The following is a 21,155-nucleotide window of genomic DNA, read 5'->3' on the forward strand; positions in this document are numbered from 1 at the left end:
GTCAGTTCGCCCGTGTCCGCTTGGCGAGCAGCGCCTTCAGGTCGAACCGGTCGAGCAGCCCGCGCCGGTTGGACGCGAGCGGATCGGGCCCCTCGGACGAGGCGCAGATACGCTGCGACAATTCGACCAGGGGCGCGATGGTGCGCGAGGTGCGACCCAGTTCGGCGATCGGCTTGCCGACCTTGGCGGCTTGGACGACCAGCTTCGGGTCATAGGGGACCAGGAAGTCGAGCGGGCGTTCGATCGACCCCTCGAAATCGCTTTGCGCGATCTCGCTCTGCCCGGTCGGCAGGACGCGGTTGGCGACCGTCAGCACGCTGGTCTGCGGCGCATGCGTCTTCAGCCAGGAAAGGATGCGGATGGTGTCGCGCGCGGCGGCCAGGGTGAGTTCGGTCACCAGCACCAGAGTCTGCGCGCTCGTCACCAGTATCGGCTGCTGGATCAGCAGGTTGCGGGGCAGGTCGACGATCGTCGTCTCGAAATTGATCCGCATTTCGTCCTGCAACTGCGCGAAGGCGAGGCCGTCATGGACGATAGGCGCGCTGATCGGCGCTTCGGCGGACAGGATGGCGAGCTTGGGCGTCGCCTTGACCATGGCGCGTTCCAGGAACAGCCCGTCGATCCGCCCCGGATTGTCGATGGCATCGACCAGCCCGCGTCCCGGCTCCAGATCGAGCGCGAGCGCGGCGGTGCCGAAATGCACGTCGAGGTCGAGGATCGCGGTCGTCCGGTCGAGCCGCTCCGCCATCAGCCAGCCGAGCGAGGTCGCGACGGTCGAGGTGCCCACGCCGCCGCGCACGCCGACGACGGCGACGTTGCACGGGGCCTTTTCGGGGGCCGTGTCCATCGCGCGCGGGGCGTGCAGGATCGTTCGCGCCTGCCCGATCGCGTCGCGCAACATGTCGGCGTTGATCGGCTTGAGCAGATAGTCGTGCAGCCCGCTGGCCATCAGCATGCGGTACAGTCGCACGTCGTTGACCTGGCCGACCGCGATGACGATCGTGCCGGGCTCGCACACTTCGGCCAGATTGTTGATCTCGCTGGTCGGGTCGGGCGTGTCGCTGAGATCGACCAGCAGAATTTGCGGGCTCGCGCTGACCGACAGTGCCTGGATCGCGCCGCGCAGCCCGCCCTTCAGCACCTTGTCCGGCGACCAACCATGCTCGACGATGATCGGCCGGATCGCCTCGGCGGTCCAGTCGTCGCAGACATAGGCCTGGATCGCGTCGCGCTGAGTCATCAAATGGGGAGTCCAGGGGGCGTTCATTGCGCGCCTCCGCCGCTCGCACTCGCGCCGCCCCCGCCGGCACTGGCATTGCGCAGGGCAGTGCCGCCATTGCCGGTGGGCGCGGCGGCGCGCAGGGCGTTGACCGCCCGGCTTCCCATCGCCGGATCGGCGGTAGCCGGACCATCGACGCCGCGAACCAGATCGTTGGGATTGGCGACCATCGCCGCCAGATTGCGATTGACCGCACAGCCATGGTTGGACGCGGTCTGCCCCGACCAGTCGGCGGGGGCCGCGTCGCTGCTCGCATCCGGGCAACCGGGGACCGAGGCCTGCGCCCGCGTCACGACGACGCGGATGGTGTCGGGCGCAACCGGGCTGCGCGTGATGGCGGAGGCCTGGCCGATCAACAGGCCATAGCGCCCCACGACCTCCGCCACCGCGCGATACGCGCCGGGTGCGTCGCCCGCCGGGTCTTCGACCGTCACCCGGTCGCCATAACCAAGCCGCAGATTATGCGCCCAGCCGTCCAGTCGCCGGTCCTCATCGGCGGCGAGGCGTCCCCCCGAAACGGCGAGATCGAGCGCATAGTCGGTGCGGCCGACGACCGGCTGATGGCTGGTTTCCAACTGTGGCTGGCCGGTGCCCATGCACCCGCCGGTCATCAGCATCAGGCCGAGCGGCATCAGGGATAGCGAGGCGCGACGCATGGGGCGGGACATCCTTGGACGGGCGGTCATTCGTAGAAACCGGGAGTGGGCGCGCCCTTGCGAGCGGCGGCGGGGGGCGTGGTTCGCGCCGGAGCGACCGGCACTGGAGCGGCGACCCCCGCGGTCGGGCGCCCCTGAACGGGAGCGGCCATGGTCGGGACCGGGCGCGGCTGGTTGGTCGCCGCACCGATCTGGCCCAGCAGGACGCGCTCGGCGTCGTTGGGCGCACGCTGGCCATCGGTGGGCAGCGCGATGTCGGAGGGCGAACTGACCGGCTTGACCAGATAGGGGGTGATGATGATCACCAACTCGGTCTCGCTCCGCTTGAAGGCGTTCGACCGGAACAGCGATCCGATCAGCGGCAGGTCGCCCAGCCACGGCGTCTTCTCGATCGAATTGTCGCGGCTGTTGGACAGCAGCCCGCCGATCATCATGCTCTGGCCAGACCCCAGTTCCAGCGTGGTCTCGGCGCGCCGCGTGGTCAAAGCGGGGATCGAGGTCCCCCCGACCGTCACCGCGCCCACCGACGAGATCTGCGACACTTCGGGCCGGACGCGCAGCGAGATGCGCCCGTCCGCCAGCACGGTCGGGGTGTAGGACAGGCTGACGCCATATTGCTTATACTCGACCGACACCGCACCGAAGCCGGTGGCGAGCGGGATCGGAATCTCGCCGCCGGCCAGGAAGGTCGCGGTTTCGCCCGACAAGGCGGTCAGGTTGGGATTGGCGAGCGTCGAGACCTGGCCCAGCGTCTCGCCCAGATCGATCGCGCCGAGCAGGTCCATGCCCAGCACGCGTCCGGCGAGACCCAGGGTCGTGCCCGAGCCCGCGCCGCGATTGAACGTATATTGGGTGACCGGCTGTCCGGCGGGATTGGTGACGGTGGTGATCGATCCCGCATTGCTGCGGCCCGTGCCGATGCCGAATATGAAGCCGCCGCTATTGTCGCGGTTGAGCAGGTTGACGCCGATCGACTTCACGAAATTGCGGTTCACCTCGGCGATGCGCACCTGGAGGTTCACCTGCAACGGCGTCGCGGTCTTCAAGCGGCTGATGATCCGGGTGTCCTTGCCGACATAGGCCTGGACCAGGCGTTCGGCCTCCGCCCCGTCATCGGGGGCCGCGACCGTGCCGGTCAGCAGGATCAGCCCGTTCATCGGCGTCGCGGTGATCGTCGCCTCGGGCATGGCGAGCTTCAGCATCCGACCGATCGAATCGAGATTGTTGCCGACCCGCACCGTCGTCGCATAGACGACCGCGCCGCCGCGCCCCGTAGCGGAAATGCTGGTCTCCCCCGGTTTCTTGCCGAAGATATAGAGCTGGGTCGGGGAGCGGACCTGCACGTCGGCGATGCTGTCGTCCGCGACGAACAGGTCGGTCATCGGACGGGGCAGGGTGATCAGGCGGGCGCGGCCCGTATTGATCTCCAGCGCGCCCGAACCGTCACGCGCGACGGTGGACCCGTCGGGGTCGGCGGCGGCCCTGGCGGGGGCGGGCGCGAAGAGCAAGGGCGCGAGTATCAGCGCGAAGGCCGCCCCCCGCACCGAGCCCGAGAGTCTGGATCGCATCGCCATCGTCAATTCTTCCCCGCATTGGATGCGTCGCCGGAAGTCCCGGAGGAACTGCCGCGCATCACCCGCACCCCGGCATTTTGCGCGACCGTCTGGACACCGGCGGCGGGCGCGGCACTGGGCGCACCGAGCATGCCGCCTTGGTTCGGCGCGGCGTTCGACTGAAGCCCCGGCACGGTCCGGCGCTGATAGCGCGACACGTCGCCGCCGGTCGCGAAGGAGGCGCGGTCGATCACCGGCTGCGCGATCGCATCCGAACGGCCGTCCGCCATCTCGTCGGGACGCTCGGCCAGCGCGCGCAGCGACAGCGAAAGGGTGCCGACCGTCTGCGCGACCGCCAGTTGCTCGGCCATTTTCGGCGTCGCCTCTACCGTGACGGTGGTGAAGGTGTGGACCGGGGTCTTGCCGTCGTCACCCGCCTGGTTGTCGGTGCGCTGGTCGGTCGCCAGCACGCGGACGTTGCGCAGGATGGTTTCGGACACCTTCAGCGGCGGGCCGTCGCCGCCGCCCGCGACGTCCTGGGTCAACACCATGTCGATCCGGTCGCCGGGAAAGACGAAGCCCGCCACCGCCGTCTGGGCGGAGACGGGAACGGTGACGGCGCGCATGCCGGGCGTCAGCGCGGCGGCCAGAAAGCCCCGATCGCCCGGACGCACCACGGCCCCCTGGGTCAGCGGCTGTCCGGCGGTGATCGCATAGCGCAGCACCGTGCCCTGCAGCTTCGCGACATCGGCCTGGCCCTTCACATAATAGGCACCGGCGACCATGTCCTTGGGCCAGGGCTGGAATTTCAAGGCGGTCGTGTCGATGATCGTGCCCACCGGCAGGGTGCGGGTGGCGACCAGGACTTCGGCCTGCGGCACGGCGGGGGCGGGGATGACGGCGGCCTCGGCCGGCGGCGCGCTGTTGCCCGACGTGATCGCCCGCGCGAATAGGGCGGTCACCCCCGCGATCAGCAGGGCCCCCACCAGCAGCAAGACTTTACGACTGTCCATCCTGTCTCTTCGGCCTCGGTGCCGAGCCCGTTGCTCGGCCTGTATGTGACGTTAAGTATGTTGGAAGGGGTTAAATATCGGTTCCCGCAGGATCAGCAGCGCGGCGACCGCGATGGCGACGCCATAGGGCACCTCGATCGCGCGGGCCTCGCCGGTCGCTCCTCCACGGCGCAGGCGGTGGTCGACCAGCATCGCCAGGGTGATCGCCCCGCCCGCGATCGACATGATCAGCAGCATCCGGAACAGCGACGGCAGCGGCAGCCACAGCGCGATCGCCGCGATCATCTTCACATCGCCGCCGCCCATCATGCCGATGCGAAAGGCTTGCGCGAACAGCAGGAAGACGCCGACCGCCACGGCCAGCCGCAACGCCATGTCGGGCCACAGGGGCAGGCCGCTTGCCCACCACCATAGCGGCGCCAGCAACGCGATCGCGATGTTCTTGCGGTCCGCGATCTCACGCGTCCGCGCATCCTCTATCCCCGCCGACAGCAGCAGCAGCACCAGCGCGACGAGCAGGGTGATGCGGACAATGGTCCATTCCATGGCACAACGCCCTAGACGGCAGGGCTTTCAAAACCGTAACCGGGAAACGGATGATCGACAGCCTTTCCCTTCGCCGAACCTTTCCCGCCGATGCGTGGGTGACGCGGTGGATCGCGCCCGACGGATGGGATCACCGGCGCTTCCACTGGGCGGCGGCGCGGCCCGTCGGGCGGCTGCTGTTCCAGACCGGTCGGGCCGATGTCATCGAGAAATATCTGGAGGTGTTCGCGCATCTGGTCGCGGGCGGGTGGAGCATCACCGCGTTTGACTGGCGCGGGCAGGGGGGATCGGGGCGGCTGCTCGCCGATCGCCATGTCGGGCATGTCGGCGAATTCTCGGTGCTGGTCGAGGATCTTCGCGCCTTCTGGACCGAGTGGCGGGCGGAGGGGGACGGCGCGGGGCGCCATGTCCTGCTCGGCCATTCGATGGGCGGGCATCTGGCGCTGCGGGCGGCGGTCGAGGGAGCGGTCGCGCCCGATGCGCTGATCCTGGTCGCGCCGATGCTGGGGCTTCGCCTGCCCACCGGGCCGCTGCTGGGCACGGGGATCATCGGCCTGATGAACGCGCTGGGCCGGGGCGAGCGCGCGATCTGGCGGGCGGGGGAGGAGCCCGGCCTCCACACCCGCCAGCGCAACCTGACCCATGATGTCGAGCGGTTCGAGGATGAAGCCTATTGGTATGGGCGATCCCCCGACCTGGCGCTGGGCCCGCCGAGCTGGGGTTGGCTGCGTTCGGCGTCGCGATCGATGCGGGCGCTGCTGCGTGATCCCCGACTCGACCGGCTGTCGATCCCGATCCTGATGCTGATCGCCGAGGCGGACCGGCTGGTCGATCCGGGCTGTTCGCTGCGGGTCGCCGCTCGGATCGGTGCGCAGGTCGAGCGTTTCGGGCCCGAGGCGGCGCATGAACTGTTGCGTGAGGTCGATCCGGTCCGGTTGCGGGCATTGGCGGCGATCGATTCGTTCCTGAGCGGGATCGCGGCGTGACCTATGACATCGCGATCGTCGGGGCGGGGATGGCCGGGGCGAGTCTGGCCGCCGCGATCGGACGGCGCGCGCGGGTCGTGCTAATCGAGGCGGAGGACATGCCCGGTCGCCACGCGACGGGGCGCTCGGCGGCCTTCTGGTCGGAAACCTATGGCGGCCCGGCGGTGCAGCCGCTGACCACCGCTTCCGGCCCGGCACTGCATGAGGGCGGGTATCTGACCCCGCTGGGCTCGCTGCACATCGGGCGGGCGGAGGATGCGGATCGGGTCGAGCGGTTGCTGTCCGATTTCGCCGGCACAGGCGTGGCGCTGTCGCGGGTCGATCCCGCCGCTCATGTTCCCGGCCTGCGCTCGGAATGGCGGTTAGGCGTGTGGGAGCCGAGTTGCGCCTATATCGACGTCGCCGCCCTGCATGCCGATTATCTGGCGGCGGCGAAGACGGCGGGGGCGGTGGTGATGACCGACGCCGCGCTGCTGCATGCCGAGCGGCGCGACGGGGCATGGCGGCTGGACACCCGCGCGGGGCCGGTTGCGGCGACGCTGCTGGTCGACGCCGCCGGAGCCTGGGCGGATCGGGTCGCCGAGCTGGCGGGCGTCGCGCCCATCGGCATCACCCCCTATCGCCGCACCATGGTGCAACTGCGCACCGACCCGCCCGCGCCCGCCGGTCTGCCGCATGTCGTGGACATAGCGGGCCGCTTCTATTTCAAGCCCGAGGCCGGGGGGCGGCTCTGGCTGACCCCGCATGACGAGACGCCGAGCGCCCCCTGCGACATCGCGCCGGAGGAATGGGACGTGGCGGTGGCGATCGACCGGCTGGAGAAGGTGGTCGACTGGCGCGTCGCGGCGGTCGAGCGCCGCTGGGCGGGTCTGCGCAGCTTCGCCCCCGACCGGGCACCCGTATACGGCTATGATGCGAAGGTGCCGGGCTTCTTCTGGTGCGCGGGGCAGGGTGGCTTCGGCATCCAGACGGCTCCTGCGGCGGCGGCCATGGCGGCGGCTTTGTTATTGGGCGACGGGGACGTGCCGGGGGGTGTCGATGCCGGGCGTTATGGGGTCGGGCGGTTCTCGACTTAGGCCCGGATCGACATTCCGATATGACCTTCTTCCCTTGCCCTCGCGGAGGGGAGAGGGAAGAAGGAGTAGCATGAATGTCGAACCATTTTAAAAAGGCAGCGGAGCGATATCCGGCTCTACCCAATCCCGGCGGGCCGGGACGCTGAACAGACATTTGCGGCTCCAATAGGCGAACAGCCAATTCGGATCGCCGAAGCGGGATGCCATCAAGGCGGAATGCACGACATGGAGGGGCGCATTTTCGGGGTGGCTCGTAAGATGGTCGGCTGCTCCGCGCATCGAAGCCAGGGTGATCGTGTGATGATAGCCGCCCGTGTCGGTGTTCGCGGTCCCGGTCGCCTCGTTGTAGCGGCAGATGAGCCCACGTATCGCGCTCGCTTCGGTGAGGTCGCGGCGATGGCGGCAGAGCCAGAGTGCCGCCGCGAAATGACCCGCATGGGTCCATTCGCTCTTGGGTAAGGTGCGATCGATCACGCCCGACGCGATGCGTTCGATGGCGGCTTCGTCCCGGTAATACATGGCCCGGTTGTCCTTATGATCAGGCCCAACCGGCATGAAAAACCCCGCCGATTGGGCGGGGTGGTCAGCATCAAGTCGAGGGATAAGGTCTTCAGCTATCCCATGAACCATGCGCGCGCACAAACACCGCCGTCCGATTGCGGCATTGTTGTTGGATGCGGGCGGTCACACGGATCATGCGCGTTTCGTACCATCGCTCCATTTGGCGCTCAAACCGATTTTCTTTCCAGGCTTCCTCGGCACGAAACCGACCGCATGGACCGATCCGGTTTCCGCTATTTCCGAAACGTCTCCGCCGCATCGCTGGCCAGCCTGTCGGCGCGCTCATTGTCCGGGTGGCCCGCATGGCCCTTGACCCATTTCCATTCGATCTGGTGGCGCTCGGCGGCGGCGAGCAGCGCCTGCCAGAGTTCGGCATTCTTGACTGGCTTCTTGTCCGCCGTGCGCCAGCCATTGCGCTTCCAGCCGTGGATCCACTTGGTCAGGCCGTCCATCACATAACGGCTGTCGGTCGACAGCGTCACCGCGCAGGGACGCTTCAAGGCGTTCAGCGCCTCGATCGCGGCCATCAACTCCATGCGGTTGTTGGTGGTCAGCGGCTCGCCGCCGGACAGTTCCTTTTCATGCGCGCCCGATCGGATCAGCGCGCCCCAGCCGCCGGGGCCGGGATTGCCCTTGCATGCGCCGTCGGTGGCGATCTCCACGGGCGTCACAGTCCGGCCTTTCCGTCGCGATAGGCGATATAGCGCCGCCAGTAAGCGAGCGGGTCCTTGCGCGTCACTAGCGCGTCGGCGGGGGTGTTGAGCCAGTCCCAGGCCCGCGACAAAGCGAAGCGGATGCATGCGCCCATCGCCAGCCGCGCGAAGGCCGCGCGCTCCGCCTCGGACAGCGGGAAGTGGCGCCGATATCCCTCGACCAGCGCCGCGCCGATCTCCGGCGCATAGGTTTCGCCGCTGGCGTCGAAACTCCAGGCCGAGTGCATGATGGCGAGATCGTAGATGCGGAAATCGGTGCAGGCGAAATAGAAGTCGATCAGCCCGGTCACCCGGTCGCCGAGCACCAGCACATTGTCGGGAAACAGATCGGCATGGATTACGCAGGCATCGAGCGTCTGGCTTTCCCAACCGGGCAGCACCGTATCGAGCGCCTCGGCCATCGCATCGTGCAGGCTCGGCTCGATCCGATCGAGGTCACGCCCGCATTGCTCGAACAGAGGCCGCCAACTGGCATGACCCATCGAATTGGGTCGGTTCAGCGGGAAATCCGCGACCGCGCGGTGCATCGCCCCCATCGCATCCGCCGCCGCCAGCGCCTGTGCCGGGGTGGGGTGCGACAGCGATACGCCGGTCAGGAACTGGATCAGGCAGGCGGGGCGACCGGCCAGCTCCTGAATTTCCACGCCCTGACGGTCCTTGATCGCGGGCGGTACGGCCAGCCCCTTGGCCGCGAGATGGTCGAGCAGCGCGAGGAAGAAGGGCAGGTCGCCCGATGCCACCCGCTTTTCGTACAGCGTCAGGATGAACCGAGCGGCGGTGGTGTCGACCAGATAATTACTGTTCTCTACCCCCTCCGCGATCCCTTTCGCCGAGATCAGTTCGCCAGCGTCATAGCGCCCCAGAAACGCCGACAGCGCCTCCGCCGAAACCTGCGTATAGACGGCCATGGTTCAGGCGGCCGCTTCCAGCCCGCGCGGCAGCTTGAACGCGATGGTTTCGCGCGTCGTCTCTTCCTCGCGTTCGGTGACGGTGAAGCGCTCCGACAGGCGATCGACCAGTTCGCGGACCAGCAGTTCGGGCGCGGAGGCGCCTGCGGTCAGACCCAGGGTCTTCACACCATTCAGGAATGCCCAGTCGAGATCGGCGGCGCGCTGGATCAGCATGGCGCGCTTGCCTGCCCGCTCGGCGACCTCGACCAGCCGCAGCGAATTGGAGGAATTGGGCGCGCCGATCACCAGCACCGCGTCGCATTCGGCGGCGATCGCCTTGACGGCGGCCTGGCGGTTGGAGGTGGCGTAGCAGATATCCTCGCCGCGTGGTGCCAGGATGCTGGGGAAACGACGCTGCAACGCCTCGATGGTGGCGGCGGTGTCGTCGACCGACAGGGTGGTCTGGGTCAGGAATGCCAGATTATCCGGGTCGGCGGGGGTGAAGGCTTCCACATCCGCGACCGTCTCGACCAGCGACATGGAGCCTTGCGGCACCTGGCCGAAGGTGCCGATGACCTCCGGGTGGCCCGCATGGCCGATGAAGACGATGTGGCGACCCATCTCGACCAGCCGCTCGGCCTGACGATGGACCTTGGAAACCAGCGGGCAGGTGGCGTCGAAATAGGCGAGGCCGCGATTCTCGGCATCGGCGGGCACCGACTTGGGCACGCCATGCGCGGAGAAGACGACATGCGCGTTGGCGGGGACCTCGTCCAGTTCCTCGACGAAGATCGCGCCCTTGGCCTTCAGGCTGTCGACCACGAACCTGTTGTGGACGATCTCGTGCCGCACATAGACCGGCGCACCGTGCTTTTCGAGCGCGAGCTCGACGATGCGGATGGCACGGTCCACTCCGGCGCAAAATCCGCGCGGTGCGGCGATCAACAGGTCGAGGGGCGGCTTGGGGCTGTCGGTCATGGTGTCGGCTCTACGCCATTGCTTGCGCGCGTCCAACCCGGTTCCTATGCTGGCGACCAAACCGGCATCCTGCTTCGGCATCCAGAATAGGCGTTTCGACCTGTGAAAGCATCGTTTCTCGCTCCCGTCGCCCTTGCGCTCGTTCTCGGGGGCTGCGCCCGTACCGGTGAGATCGACGCCTCGGGCGGCATCACCGCTGTCCGCTCGGCCTGTCCGATTGTGGGGGTCGCGGCGGGAACCGGCGACGTGACCCTGTTCAAGACGCCGGGCGCGACGGATGAGCGGTCGATCGATCTGGTCGCCAACATGACCAATGTCCGCGGCAATTGCGCGGATTCGGGCACCGACATCGTCACCAGCGTGACCTTCAATGTCGAGGCGCGGCGGACCGACACCACGACGGCGCGCGATGTCGTCCTGCCCTATTATATTGCGATCGTGCGCGGCGGCACCAATGTCGTCGCCAAGCGGATCAGCCGGGTCAACATCCACTTCGACGCGGGCCAGGCGCGCGGGCAGGTCGCCGGGGAGGCATCGGCCACCGTCGCACGCTCGGCGGCGACCCTGCCCGACGATGTGCGCGAAAAGCTGACCCGCCGTCGCAAGGCCGGGGACGAGGATGCGGCGGTCGATCCGCTGACCAACCCCGAAGTCCGCCAGGCGGTGGCGAGCGCCAGCTTCGAGGCGCTGGTCGGGTTCCAACTGACCGACGCGCAGTTGAAATATAACGCGACTCGGTAATCCGGCGAGGTTGCCGCCCCTCCACCACGCCCTGCGGGCGCGGTCCCCCTCCCCAAGCTTACTTGGGGAGGAATGGGGTCTTCCAATCCTCCCCATCTCCGATGGGGAGGGGGACCGCCGCGAAGCGGTGGTGGAGGGGGATGGCCCCCAGCTATCCACATCTTTACGCGCACCGGCCATCGTTCCCCAATTGACTCGGAACCACTCGCCCGGCAGAGGGCGCGGCGTCGATGTCGGACATGTCCGACATAGGCGCGCGCGGGAGAGCGTCGGGTTCATCTTTCAGGTGACGAAACCCGGCCGCCGAAGGAGCAACCACCCCGGAATCTCTCAGGCAAATGGGACCGCGCGATCGCCATCGACACTCTGGAAAGCGCGCTTCGGCCTCGGGCCGCGGCGCCACCGAAGGGGTAAGCCGGATTTCCGGCGAAAGCTCTCAGGTTCCGTGACAGAGGGGGATCGGATCGGGTAAGGACAGGTACGTCCCTAGCCGACACCCTTTTGACGGAGACCGGCCCCGTGAGCGACGCAACCGACCTGAACGTAGAAGACGCCCCCGAGGGTCAGGAGATCATCCAGACGCTGCCGCTGGACGCCTGGCATCGTGCGCGCGGTGGCCGGATGGTCCCGTTCGCGGGCTATCACATGCCCGTCCAGTATGAAGGCATCATGGCCGAGCATCTCTGGACCCGCGAATCGGCCGGGCTGTTCGACGTCAGCCATATGGGCCAGGTGGTCTTCACCGGTGAGAATGGCCTAGCGCCGGTCATCACCGCGCTGGAAAAGGTCCTGCCGGGCGACATCACCGGGCTGGGTGACCGGAAGAACCGCTATTCGCTGCTGCTGAACGAAGAGGGCGGCATCCTCGACGACCTGATGGTGACGAAGCGCACCCTCGACGGCGCGGACGAACTCTACATGGTCGTCAACGGTGCGACCAAATATGACGACATCGCCTATCTGCTCGACTTCATCCCCGATGATGCGACGCTGAACCTGCTCGACGAGCAGGCGCTGCTGGCGCTCCAGGGGCCGAAGGCGGTCGACGCGCTGGCGCGGATCGTGCCGGGCGTCGAGGACTTGGTGTTCATGACCGCCGCCGATTTCGTGTGGCACGACGTGCCGCTGTGGATCAGCCGCTCGGGCTATACCGGCGAGGACGGTTATGAAATCTCGATCCCGGCGGACCATGCGGCCGCCTTTGCCGACCTGCTCTGCGAACAGGCGGAAGTGAAGCCGATCGGCCTGGGCGCGCGCGACTCGCTGCGTCTGGAGGCGGGGCTGCCGCTCTACGGCCATGACCTCGACCCCGAGACGACGCCGGTGATGGCCGATCTGGGCTTCGCGCTCGCCAAGAAGCGCCGCGAGGCCGCCGATTTCCTGGGGGCCGGGCGTATCCTCGCCGAGCGTGAGAACGGCCCCGCCGTCAAGCGCGTCGGCCTGACCGTCGCGGGTCGCCAGCCGGTGCGCGAGGGCGCGTCGGTGGTCGCCGAGGACGGCTCGGTCATCGGTCGGGTCACCAGCGGCGGCTTCGCCCCCTCGCTCGGTGCGCCGATCGCCATGGCCTATGTGCCGACCGATCTGGCCGCCCCCGGCACGGCGGTGAAACTTCTTCAGCGCGGCAAGACCCATGACGCCACCGTCACGGCAATGCCCTTCGTCCCCCATCGTTACGTTCGTTCAGGAGCCAAGTGACCATGAGCCGCTATTTCACCGAAGATCATGAGTGGATCGACGTCGACGGTGATGTCGGCACGGTCGGCATCTCCGATTACGCGCAAGGAGCCCTGGGCGACATCGTGTTCGTCGATGTGCCCGAGGAAGGCCGCGAACTGACCAAGGGCGACGAAGCCGCGGTGGTCGAGTCGGTCAAGGCCGCGTCGGACGTGTACGCGCCGGTGTCGGGCACCGTCATCGAGGGCAATGCCCAGTTGTCGGACGAGCCTGCGCTGGTCAACAGCGACCCCGAGGGCGAGGGCTGGTTCTTCAAGATCACGCTGTCGGATGCGTCCGAACTGGAAGCGCTAATGGACGAAACCGCCTACGCCGCGTTCGTCGCGAAACTCTGATCTGACGCCCCTCCCTGCATAGGGGAGGGGCCTTCTTCCTCCCCTCCCGCAGGCGGGAGGGGCCGGGGGAGGGGAGTCGTTCTCCCCAAGCGATACGCCTGCCGAAGCCGGGTGCCCTCCCCCGGCCCCTCCCGCCTGCGGGAGGGGAGAAGAAGAGCCTTTCCGCCCGGCGGAGGGGATGCAGAGGAGGGCGGAGAAATGGAACGCATGCGCTACTTGCCCCTTACCTCTTCCGATCGGGCCGAGATGCTCTCGGTCATCGGTGCCGGATCGGTCGACGACCTGTTCGTCGATGTGCCCGAATCCGCCCGCCTGTCCGGCCCCATCGAGGGGTTGCCCGGCCACGCCTCCGAACTGGCGGTCGAGCGGCACATGACCGCGCTCGCCCGCAAGAACATGGTCGCGGGCGACGTGCCCTTCTTCCTGGGCTGCGGCGCGTATCGCCATCATGTCCCCGCCAGCGTCGATCACCTGATCCAGCGCGGCGAGTTCCTGACCGCCTATACGCCCTATCAGCCGGAAATCGCGCAGGGCACGCTCCAGATGCTGTTCGAGTTCCAGACGCAGGTCGCGCGTCTGCTCGGCACCGATGTCGCCAACGCCTCCATGTATGACGGCTCGACCGCCTGCTGGGAAGCGATCGGCATGGCGCGGCGCATCACCAGGAAGTCCAAGGCTATCCTGTCCTCGGGCCTGCACCCGCATTATGTCTCGGTCGCCAAGACGATGGCGAAGTACACCGGCGACACGCTGGAAACCGGCGCGCCGGTCCTGACCGCCGAGACCGACATCGACCAGATGATCGCGGCGATCGACGCCGATACCTCGTGCGTCGTCGTCCAGTACCCGGACATTCTGGGCCGCATCGCCGACCTCACCCCGCTGGCCGAGGCGTGCCATGCGAAGAAGGCGCTGCTGATCGCCGTCGTGACCGAGCCGGTCGCGCTGGGCGCGATCCGCTCGCCGGGCGAGATGGATGCCGACATCGTCGTCGGCGAAGGCCAGTCGCTGGGCGTCGGGCTCCAGTTCGGCGGACCCTATGTCGGCCTGATGGGCTGCAAGGATAAGTATATTCGCCAGATGCCGGGCCGCTTCTGCGGCGAGACGGTGGACGCGGACGGCAAGCGCGGCTTCGTGCTGACGCTCTCGACCCGCGAGCAGCATATCCGCCGCGAAAAGGCGACGTCGAACATCTGCACCAATTCGGGGCTGTGCGCGCTCGCCTTCTCGATCCACATGACGCTGCTGGGCGAGGCAGGCCTGCGCCGGATGGCGGGGATCAACCACGCGAACGCCTGCCGCGCGGCGGACCGTCTGGCGAAGGTGCCGGGCGTCAAGCTGGTCAACGACGTGTTCTTCAACGAGTTCACGCTCGATCTGGGTCACGAGGCGCGTCCGATCGTGCGGACGCTCGCCGAGCGCGGCGTGCTGGCGGGCGTGTCGCTCGGGCGGCTCTATCCGGGTGAAGATGCGCTCGCGAACGGACTGGTGGTGGCGGTCACCGAAACGGTGACGGCGGAGGATATCGAGACGCTTGCCCAAGCGCTTGAGGAGGTGCTGGCATGACGATCAACCAGAGCGGCTGGAAGCCCACGAGCCCCGAAGCCAAGGACGGCGAAGTGTCCGCAACTTTCACCGGCAATCGTGCGCTGATGCTGGAAGAAAAGCTGATCTTCGAGATCGGTGACGCGCATACGACCGGCGTCGATTTCGCCGAGGGCGATGTCGCGGGTTCGCGACTGGGCGACCTGTCGCGCAAGGCCCCGATCGGCCTGCCCGGCCTGTCGGAGCCGGAGACGGTCCGCCACTATACCCGCCTGTCGCGTCAGAATTACGCGATCGACCTGGGGCTGTTCCCGCTCGGCTCGTGCACGATGAAGCACAATCCGCGCCTGAACGAGAAGATGGCGCGGCTGCCGGGGTTCAGCGACGTTCACCCGCTCCAGCCCGTCGACACGGTGCAGGGCGCGCTGGAGGTCATTCACCAGCTGGCGCACTGGCTGGTGACGCTGACCGGCATGGCGTCGGTCGCGATGAGCCCCAAGGCGGGCGCGCATGGCGAACTGTGCGGCATCCTGGCGATCAAGGCGGCGCTGGAAAAGCGCGGCGAGGGCCATCGCAAGGTCATCCTGGTCCCCGAGTCGGCGCATGGCACCAACCCGGCGACGGCGGCGTTCGCGGGCTTCTCGGTCGAGAATATTCCCGCGACCGACGAGGGTCGAGTCGATACCGCGGCACTCAAGGCGCGGCTGGGGCCGGACGTGGCGGGCGTGATGATCACCAACCCGAACACCTGCGGCCTGTTCGAGCGTGACCTGAAGGACATTTCCGACGCGGTCCACGGCGTGGGCGGCTATGTCTATTGCGACGGCGCGAACTTCAACGCGATCGTGGGCCGTGTGCGTCCGGGCGATCTGGGCGTCGATGCGATGCACATCAACCTGCACAAGACCTTCTCGACCCCGCATGGCGGCGGCGGACCGGGTTCGGGGCCGGTGGTGTTCTCCGACGCGCTGACGCCCTTCGCGCCTTTGCCCTTCGTCGAGAAGACCGGCGAGGGCTTCCGGCTGGTCGAGGAAGAGAATGCCGACGACCATCACGCCGATAGCTTCGGCCGCATGGTCGCCTTCCACGGCCAGATGGGCATGTTCACCCGCGCGCTGACCTATATCCTCAGCCACGGCGCGGACGGTTTGCGCCAGGTCGCCGAGGATGCGGTGCTCAACGCCAACTATGTCCTGCGGTCGCTGGAAGACACGCTGGACGCGCCCTTCGCCAAGAGCGGGCCGTGCATGCACGAAGCGATTTTCTCGGACGAAAATCTGGCCGAGGGCTTCTCGACGATCGACGTCGCCAAGGCGCTGATCGACGAGGGTTTCCACCCGATGACCATGTATTTCCCGCTGGTCGTTCACGGCGCGATGCTGATCGAGCCGACCGAGACCGAGTCGAAGGCGGCGCTCGACCAGTTCATCGGCGCGCTGGCGTCGGTGGCGGAGCGGGCCAAGGCGGGCGATCCCTCGCTCAAGACCGCGCCGCACTTCGCACCCCGCGCGCGCCTCGACGAAACACTGGCCGCGCGCAAGCCCGTACTGGTGTGGAAGGACAAGGCGGCCTGATCGGTTGCGCCGCCCCCCGCGCTGTCTATGAGGGTGGCGCGGGGGGTACCCTCATCCCAGCGAAGGCTGGGATCTCTGGCGATCGATAGCATGTCGTCGCCAAAGGCCCCAGCCTCCGCTGGGGCGACGGGTCAAAGCGCCGTGAACAACGAAATCCCGCCCAGTATCACCCCGGGCGCATTGGCGAACACGATCGGCCAGTCCCGCTTCTCGCGTAGGAAGCCATAGGCGACCCACAGCGAACAATTCACCATCGTCGCCAATGGCTGGATGGTGGACCCTTTCTGCCCCGCCAGGTTAAGCTGTATCTGATCGATATAGGACAGGTACATGGCCACCGCCGTCGCGGTGGCGATCCAGCCGAGCAGCATGAGTTTCCGTTCGCTCACAGGCCTTTGGTCTCCCTTTCATGGCACGTAAATCGATTGAAGCGTGGACATGGGACGCGCAAGCGGAGCGGGATGTTCCGAGCGGCGAAAAGGACGAGCATGCGCTTTGACGAAACCCAGGCCGAGACGCTGGAGACGATCCTGCGCTGGCGGCGCGATGTCCGACACTTCCGCAACGACCCGGTCGATGAGGCGGTGCTGGCGCGTCTGGCGGAGGCGATGGCTCTTGCGCCGTCGGTCGGCAATGCGCGGCCATGGCGGGTGATCCGGGTGGAGGATTCCGCGCTCCGCGCCGCCGTTCGCGCCGATTTCCAGCGCTGCGATGCGGAGGCGGCGGCGGACTATGCCGACGAACGGGCCGCCGCTTACCGTGCGTTGAAGCTGGCCGGGCTGGACGCGGCGCCGGTGCAACTCGCGGTCTTCACCCATATCGATCCGGCGGAGGGGCACGGCCTGGGCCGCCGCACCATGCCGGAGACACTGCGCCAGTCGACCGCGATGGCGATCCATACGCTGTGGCTGGCGGCGCGGGCGGCCAATCTGGGGATGGGGATGGTGTCGATCCTCGATCCCGCCGCGATGGAGCGGCTGTTCGATGTGGCCGAGGATTGGGTCTTCACCGCCTATCTCTGCCTGGGTCATGCCGAGTGGGACGACGACACGCCGCTGCTCCACCGGGCTGGCTGGCAGGAGAATGGCCCGACCCGGTGGGCGGTTCAGTAAGCCGTCGCCCCAGCGCAGGCTGGGGCCTTTCTCCGCGAATGCATCATCGTGCGGCACGAGATCCCAGCTTTCGCTGGGATGACGGACGAAAACTCAATCCTCCGGCGCGGTGGTCAGTGTCTGCTGCTTGCCCAGCCTTTGCTCGCGCCAGACGATGAACAACCCGCTCGCGATGATGATCGGCGCGCCCATCCAGGTGGTCGAGGCGGGCAGCACCCCGAAGATCAGCCAGCCATAGACGGTCGCCCAGATCAGCCCGGAATAGTCCATCGGCACCACCGCCGCGACCGGGGCCAGTCGCGATGCGCCGGTCAGCGCGATCTGTCCCACGCCGCCGACCAGTCCGATCGAGATCAGGATCGCCCAGGTCAGCGCGTCATGCCCGTGGATGTTGAAGCTATAGGGAATGGCGATGAAGGGCAGGGTCAGCGTCGAGAAATAGAAGACCGTCGTCCCCGAAGGCTCGTCGCGCAACTGGCGCAGCAGGATCGCCACGATCGCGACGAATAGCGCCGCCAGCAGCCCCACGCCCGCGCCGAACAGCGACATGTCGTTCGCCCCCGGCCGCACCACGATCAGCACGCCCGCGAAACCGACCAGCACCGCGCTCCACCGCTGGATGCCGGTCCGCTCGCCCAGCACCAGCGCGCCGAGCAGCGTCGCGAAGATCGGCACGGTGAACTGGAACGTCGTCGCCTCCGCCAGCGGCAACAGCAGCACCGCGCCGAAGGTGAAGACCATCCCCACCAGCCCGACCATCGAGCGTGCCAGATGCCCCTTGAACCGCGTCGTGCGCAGCGACTTCAACCCCGGCCCCGCCATCACGAAGCCCAGCACCACCGGCAGCGCGCAGGCCTGTCGCCAGAACATGGTTTCGAACAGGGTCGCCCCGCGCGATTCCGCCAGCTTGATGAGCGCCGACATGGTCGACAGGAAGAAGATGGCGATCAGGCGCAGGCCGATGCCCTGGAGCACGCGGTCGCCGGTCATGGGACTGTCCCTAACCGCTGGTCGCCTGCGAAGAAACCCCGGACGCGGCCAGCCTCTTGGCGAACCGACCCCTTTGCCGCTATCGGGCGGGCATGAAGCACGCTCTGTCCGTCACCCGCGACGCGGATTTCTCCGCCTGGTATCAGTCCGTCATCGCCGAGGGCGATCTGGCCGAGGAATCGGGCGTCCGTGGCTGCATGGTCATCCGCCCCTGGGGTTACGGTATCTGGGAGCGTATCCAGCGGCTGCTCGACGATCGCATCAAGGCGACCGGCCACGAGAATTGCTATTTCCCGCTGTTCATCCCGCTCAGCTATTTCGAGAAGGAGGCCGAGCATGTCGACGGCTTCGCCAAGGAAATGGCGGTCGTCACGCATCACCGGCTGATCGCCGATGGCAAGGGCGGGCTGGTGCCCGATCCCGAGGCCAAGCTCGAGGAGCCCCTGGTCGTGCGCCCGACCTCGGAGACGGTGATCGGCACCGCCTTTGCCCGCTGGGTCCAGTCGTGGCGCGACCTGCCGGTCCTTATCAACCAATGGGCCAATGTCGTCCGCTGGGAAATGCGCACCCGCATGTTCCTGCGCACCGCCGAGTTCCTGTGGCAGGAGGGGCATACCGCCCATGCCACGGTCGACGAGGCGCGGGCCGAGACGATCCAGATGCTGGAAGTCTATCGCAGCTTCGCCGAAGATTGCCTCGCCATGCACGTCATCGCGGGCGAGAAGCCCGAGAATGAGCGTTTCCCCGGCGCGGTCGAGACCTATTCGATCGAGGCGATGATGCAGGACGGCAAGGCGCTGCAAGCCGGCACCAGTCACTTCCTGGGAGATAATTTCGCGCGAGCTCAGAATATCCGCTTCCAGAATGCCGAGGGCGGACTGGACTATGCGCAGACGACCAGCTGGGGCGTGTCGACCCGGATGATCGGCGGCATGATCATGGTGCACGGCGACGATGACGGGATGCGCGTGCCGCCCAAGGTCGCGCCGTGGCAGGTGGTGATCGTGCCGATGCTGCGCGACCAGCCCGAGGACGAGGCGCTGCTCGCCTATTGCCGGGACTTGCAGAAGGAACTGGTCGGCCAGTCCGCGCTGGGCGAGCCGATCCGCGCGATGGTCGATGCGCGGGCGCAAAAGGCCGCGACCAAGCGCTGGGGCTGGGTCAAGAAGGGCGCGCCTGTGGTGATCGAGGTCGGCGGGCGCGACATGGCGGGCGGCAACGTCTCGGTGATCCGCCGCGACCGGTTGTACCGCGAGGACGGCAAGCTGGACTCGGTCGTCCAGCCGCGCGGTGATTTCGTGTCGGGCGTCGAGGCGCTGCTGGCCGACATCCAGGGCGAACTCCACCGCCAGTCGGCCGAGCGGCTGAAGGCGCAGATCGTGCCCGTGGACGACTGGGCCGCTGTCGAGGCGCATTTCGCGGACGGTGTGAAGAACCCCGGCTGGGTCGATGTCCGCTGGGCCAAGCCGACCGGCGAGGAACTGGAGCAGGTGGTCGAGAAGCTGAAGGCCTTGAAGCTGACCATCCGCAACGCGCCGATGGGGCAGACCGGGTGCGACGACGGCCCCTGCATCTTCACCGGCCGCGCGGCGGTGGAGCGGGTGCTGATCGGCCGGGCGTACTAAAATGCTCCCCCTCCCGCTTGCGGGAGGGGGCTGGGGGGAGGGCAGGCCGCGAGCGACGGTCTCAATGAGACTCCTTTCCCTCCCCAAACCCCTCCCGCCTGCGGGAGGGGCTTAAGAATAAGAAGGCCGCACCAACCCGGCCCAGGGCAAATCCGGCCCGGCGGGCACGATCCCGGTCGGGTTCAGTTCCAGATGGCTGGCATAATAATGCGTCTTGATGTGATCCAGATGCACCGTGTCCGCGATCGCCGGAATGGCCAGCATCCGCTCCAGCAAGCCCTCCAGCGCCGGATAATCCTGCACCCGCCGGACATTGCATTTGAAATGGCCGTGATAGACCGCGTCGAAGCGGACAAGGCTGGTGAACAGCCGGATATCCGCCTCGGTCATCCGGTCGCCCACCAGCCATTCGCGACCCGTCAGCCGCTCGTCCAGCCGGTCGAGTTCGGCGAATAATGGGGCGACGGCTTCGTCATAGGCCGCTTGCGTCTTCGCGAAGCCGCATTTGTAGACGCCGTTGTTCACCCGGTCATAGACGGTGGCGTTGACCGCATCGATCTCGTGGCGAAGGTCGGCGGGATAATAATCCCCGTCCAGCGCGCCCAAGCCGTCGAACGCGCTGTTGAACATGCGAATGATCTCGGCGGACTCGTTGCTGACGATCGTGTCGCGCGCCGTGTCCCACAGCACCGGCACCGTGACCTTGCCGGTATAGCCCTCCCGCGCGCGGGCGTAGAGTTGCCACAGATAGTCTGATCCGTGGAGCGGATCGCCGGTGCCGCCCCGCTCCGTCGCGAAGGTCCAGCCATCGTCGCGCATCAGCGGATCGACCACCGACAGGTCGATCATCGACTCCAGCCCCTTGAGCGCCCGGACGATCATCGTGCGATGCGCCCAGGGGCAGGCATAGGAGACATAGAGGTGATAACGGCCCCCCTCGGCACGGTGGCCCGTCTGGCCGTCCGGGCCGGGCTCGCCGTCCGCCGTCACCCAGTCGCGGAAGCCCGAATCGGGGCGCTGGAAGCCGCCCTTTTCGTCGGACTTGAACAGCCCTTCGGCGTGCCAGACGCCGTCCACCATATTGCCCATGCGTGCTCTCCTTTGGGGAGGTTACGCATGGGGAAGGGGAGCGATCCCGATCCTCCCCGGCACGGGGAGGGGGACCGCCGCGAAGCGGTGGTGGAGGGGGCGTGCCGCGAAGGACGTCCGTTTCCGAAGCCCCCCTCCGTCAGCGCTGGCGCGCTGCCA

At 67.5% G+C, this 21,155-nt stretch carries 21 protein-coding genes and 1 riboswitch; of the genes, 9 read left to right on the forward strand and 12 right to left on the reverse strand.

Annotation, left to right across the window (positions count from 1 at the left end; translation table 11 throughout):
- Position 1: 1 nt before the first annotated feature.
- Genes QE379_RS06805 through QE379_RS06825 form a run of 5 tightly spaced genes read right to left on the reverse strand, consistent with a single transcriptional unit; the run spans position 2 to position 5,047 of the window.
- Entirely contained in the window at positions 2-1,267 is a 1,266-nt protein-coding gene (locus QE379_RS06805; RefSeq protein ID WP_306999093.1) for a pilus assembly protein CpaE, read from the reverse strand.
- Complete coding sequence (locus tag QE379_RS06810) at positions 1,264-1,935, reverse strand: CpaD family pilus assembly lipoprotein (RefSeq protein WP_306999095.1); 672 nt, start codon at positions 1,933-1,935, stop codon at positions 1,264-1,266. Before QE379_RS06810 ends, QE379_RS06805 begins: the two co-directional genes overlap by 4 nt.
- 26 nt (positions 1,936-1,961) lie before the next feature.
- A complete protein-coding gene (locus tag QE379_RS06815; protein WP_306999097.1) occupies positions 1,962-3,503 on the reverse strand; it encodes a type II and III secretion system protein family protein in 1,542 nt (513 codons plus the stop codon).
- 8 nt (positions 3,504-3,511) lie between these two features.
- Positions 3,512-4,501 (reverse strand): Flp pilus assembly protein CpaB, encoded by a 990-nt coding sequence (cpaB, locus tag QE379_RS06820; RefSeq protein ID WP_306999099.1) that lies wholly within the window; start codon positions 4,499-4,501, stop codon positions 3,512-3,514.
- A gap of 51 nt (positions 4,502-4,552) precedes the next feature.
- Entirely contained in the window at positions 4,553-5,047 is a 495-nt protein-coding gene (locus QE379_RS06825) for a prepilin peptidase (RefSeq protein WP_306999101.1), read from the reverse strand.
- 50 nt (positions 5,048-5,097) lie between these two features.
- Here QE379_RS06825 and QE379_RS06830 point away from each other — a divergent pair, with 50 nt between their 5' ends.
- Together QE379_RS06830 and QE379_RS06835 are read left to right on the forward strand one after the other, a co-directional pair.
- A complete protein-coding gene (locus tag QE379_RS06830) occupies positions 5,098-6,033 on the forward strand; it encodes an alpha/beta fold hydrolase (protein ID WP_306999103.1) in 936 nt (311 codons plus the stop codon).
- Positions 6,030-7,109: an FAD-binding oxidoreductase gene (locus QE379_RS06835; RefSeq protein ID WP_306999105.1), complete on the forward strand. Its 1,080-nt coding sequence runs from the start codon at positions 6,030-6,032 to the stop codon at positions 7,107-7,109. The genes QE379_RS06830 and QE379_RS06835 overlap by 4 nt, the downstream gene beginning before the upstream one ends.
- Positions 7,110-7,196: 87 nt before the next feature.
- On the opposite strand, the gene QE379_RS06840 is transcribed toward QE379_RS06835, so the two are convergent.
- The 4 genes from QE379_RS06840 to ispH all read right to left on the reverse strand — a co-directional run bounded on the left by QE379_RS06840 (position 7,197) and on the right by ispH (position 10,251).
- The gene (locus QE379_RS06840; RefSeq protein ID WP_306999107.1) at positions 7,197-7,628 is read right to left on the reverse strand and encodes a hypothetical protein; all 432 of its coding nucleotides are present in this window, start codon (positions 7,626-7,628) and stop codon (positions 7,197-7,199) included.
- Positions 7,629-7,903: 275 nt separating this feature from the next.
- Entirely contained in the window at positions 7,904-8,341 is a 438-nt protein-coding gene (rnhA, locus tag QE379_RS06845) for a ribonuclease HI (RefSeq protein ID WP_306999109.1), read from the reverse strand.
- Complete coding sequence (thrB, locus tag QE379_RS06850) at positions 8,338-9,291, reverse strand: homoserine kinase (RefSeq protein ID WP_306999111.1); 954 nt, start codon at positions 9,289-9,291, stop codon at positions 8,338-8,340. The genes rnhA and thrB overlap by 4 nt, the downstream gene beginning before the upstream one ends.
- A 3-nt stretch (positions 9,292-9,294) precedes the next feature.
- Entirely contained in the window at positions 9,295-10,251 is a 957-nt protein-coding gene (gene ispH, locus QE379_RS06855) for a 4-hydroxy-3-methylbut-2-enyl diphosphate reductase (RefSeq protein WP_306999113.1), read from the reverse strand.
- A gap of 102 nt (positions 10,252-10,353) precedes the next feature.
- Between ispH and QE379_RS06860 the strand changes: the two genes are divergently transcribed.
- The 5 genes from QE379_RS06860 (at position 10,354) to gcvPB (ending at position 16,180) form a co-directional block, all read left to right on the forward strand.
- A complete protein-coding gene (locus QE379_RS06860) occupies positions 10,354-10,992 on the forward strand; it encodes a hypothetical protein (protein ID WP_306999115.1) in 639 nt (212 codons plus the stop codon).
- 249 nt (positions 10,993-11,241) lie between these two features.
- Positions 11,242-11,349: riboswitch (glycine riboswitch) on the forward strand.
- Positions 11,350-11,511: 162 nt separating this feature from the next.
- A complete protein-coding gene (gene gcvT / locus QE379_RS06865; RefSeq protein ID WP_306999117.1) occupies positions 11,512-12,687 on the forward strand; it encodes a glycine cleavage system aminomethyltransferase GcvT in 1,176 nt (391 codons plus the stop codon).
- 2 nt (positions 12,688-12,689) lie between these two features.
- On the forward strand, positions 12,690-13,061 hold the full coding sequence (gene gcvH / locus QE379_RS06870; RefSeq protein WP_306999119.1) for a glycine cleavage system protein GcvH: 372 nt from the start codon (positions 12,690-12,692) through the stop codon (positions 13,059-13,061).
- Positions 13,062-13,268: 207 nt separating this feature from the next.
- The gene (gene gcvPA / locus QE379_RS06875; protein WP_306999121.1) at positions 13,269-14,627 is read left to right on the forward strand and encodes an aminomethyl-transferring glycine dehydrogenase subunit GcvPA; all 1,359 of its coding nucleotides are present in this window, start codon (positions 13,269-13,271) and stop codon (positions 14,625-14,627) included.
- Positions 14,624-16,180: an aminomethyl-transferring glycine dehydrogenase subunit GcvPB gene (gcvPB, locus tag QE379_RS06880; protein ID WP_306999124.1), complete on the forward strand. Its 1,557-nt coding sequence runs from the start codon at positions 14,624-14,626 to the stop codon at positions 16,178-16,180. The genes gcvPA and gcvPB overlap by 4 nt, the downstream gene beginning before the upstream one ends.
- 131 nt (positions 16,181-16,311) lie before the next feature.
- Here gcvPB and QE379_RS06885 read toward each other — a convergent pair whose 3' ends face one another.
- Complete coding sequence (locus QE379_RS06885; protein WP_373461848.1) at positions 16,312-16,551, reverse strand: SemiSWEET family transporter; 240 nt, start codon at positions 16,549-16,551, stop codon at positions 16,312-16,314.
- A 117-nt stretch (positions 16,552-16,668) separates the two neighbouring features.
- Between QE379_RS06885 and bluB the strand changes: the two genes are divergently transcribed.
- Complete coding sequence (gene bluB, locus QE379_RS06890; protein ID WP_306999129.1) at positions 16,669-17,292, forward strand: 5,6-dimethylbenzimidazole synthase; 624 nt, start codon at positions 16,669-16,671, stop codon at positions 17,290-17,292.
- A gap of 93 nt (positions 17,293-17,385) precedes the next feature.
- Here the strand turns inward: bluB and QE379_RS06895 are convergent, their stop codons facing one another.
- Complete coding sequence (locus tag QE379_RS06895) at positions 17,386-18,282, reverse strand: DMT family transporter (RefSeq protein ID WP_306999130.1); 897 nt, start codon at positions 18,280-18,282, stop codon at positions 17,386-17,388.
- A 92-nt stretch (positions 18,283-18,374) separates the two neighbouring features.
- Between QE379_RS06895 and proS the strand changes: the two genes are divergently transcribed.
- On the forward strand, positions 18,375-19,907 hold the full coding sequence (gene proS / locus QE379_RS06900) for a proline--tRNA ligase (protein WP_306999134.1): 1,533 nt from the start codon (positions 18,375-18,377) through the stop codon (positions 19,905-19,907).
- A 111-nt stretch (positions 19,908-20,018) separates the two neighbouring features.
- On the opposite strand, the gene QE379_RS06905 is transcribed toward proS, so the two are convergent.
- Positions 20,019-20,996 (reverse strand): glutathione S-transferase family protein, encoded by a 978-nt coding sequence (locus tag QE379_RS06905; RefSeq protein ID WP_306999136.1) that lies wholly within the window; start codon positions 20,994-20,996, stop codon positions 20,019-20,021.
- Positions 20,997-21,155: the final 159 nt, after the last annotated feature.

The sequence above is a fragment of the Sphingomonas sp. SORGH_AS_0879 genome (genome assembly GCF_030819175.1).
Classification (GTDB): domain Bacteria; phylum Pseudomonadota; class Alphaproteobacteria; order Sphingomonadales; family Sphingomonadaceae; genus Sphingomonas.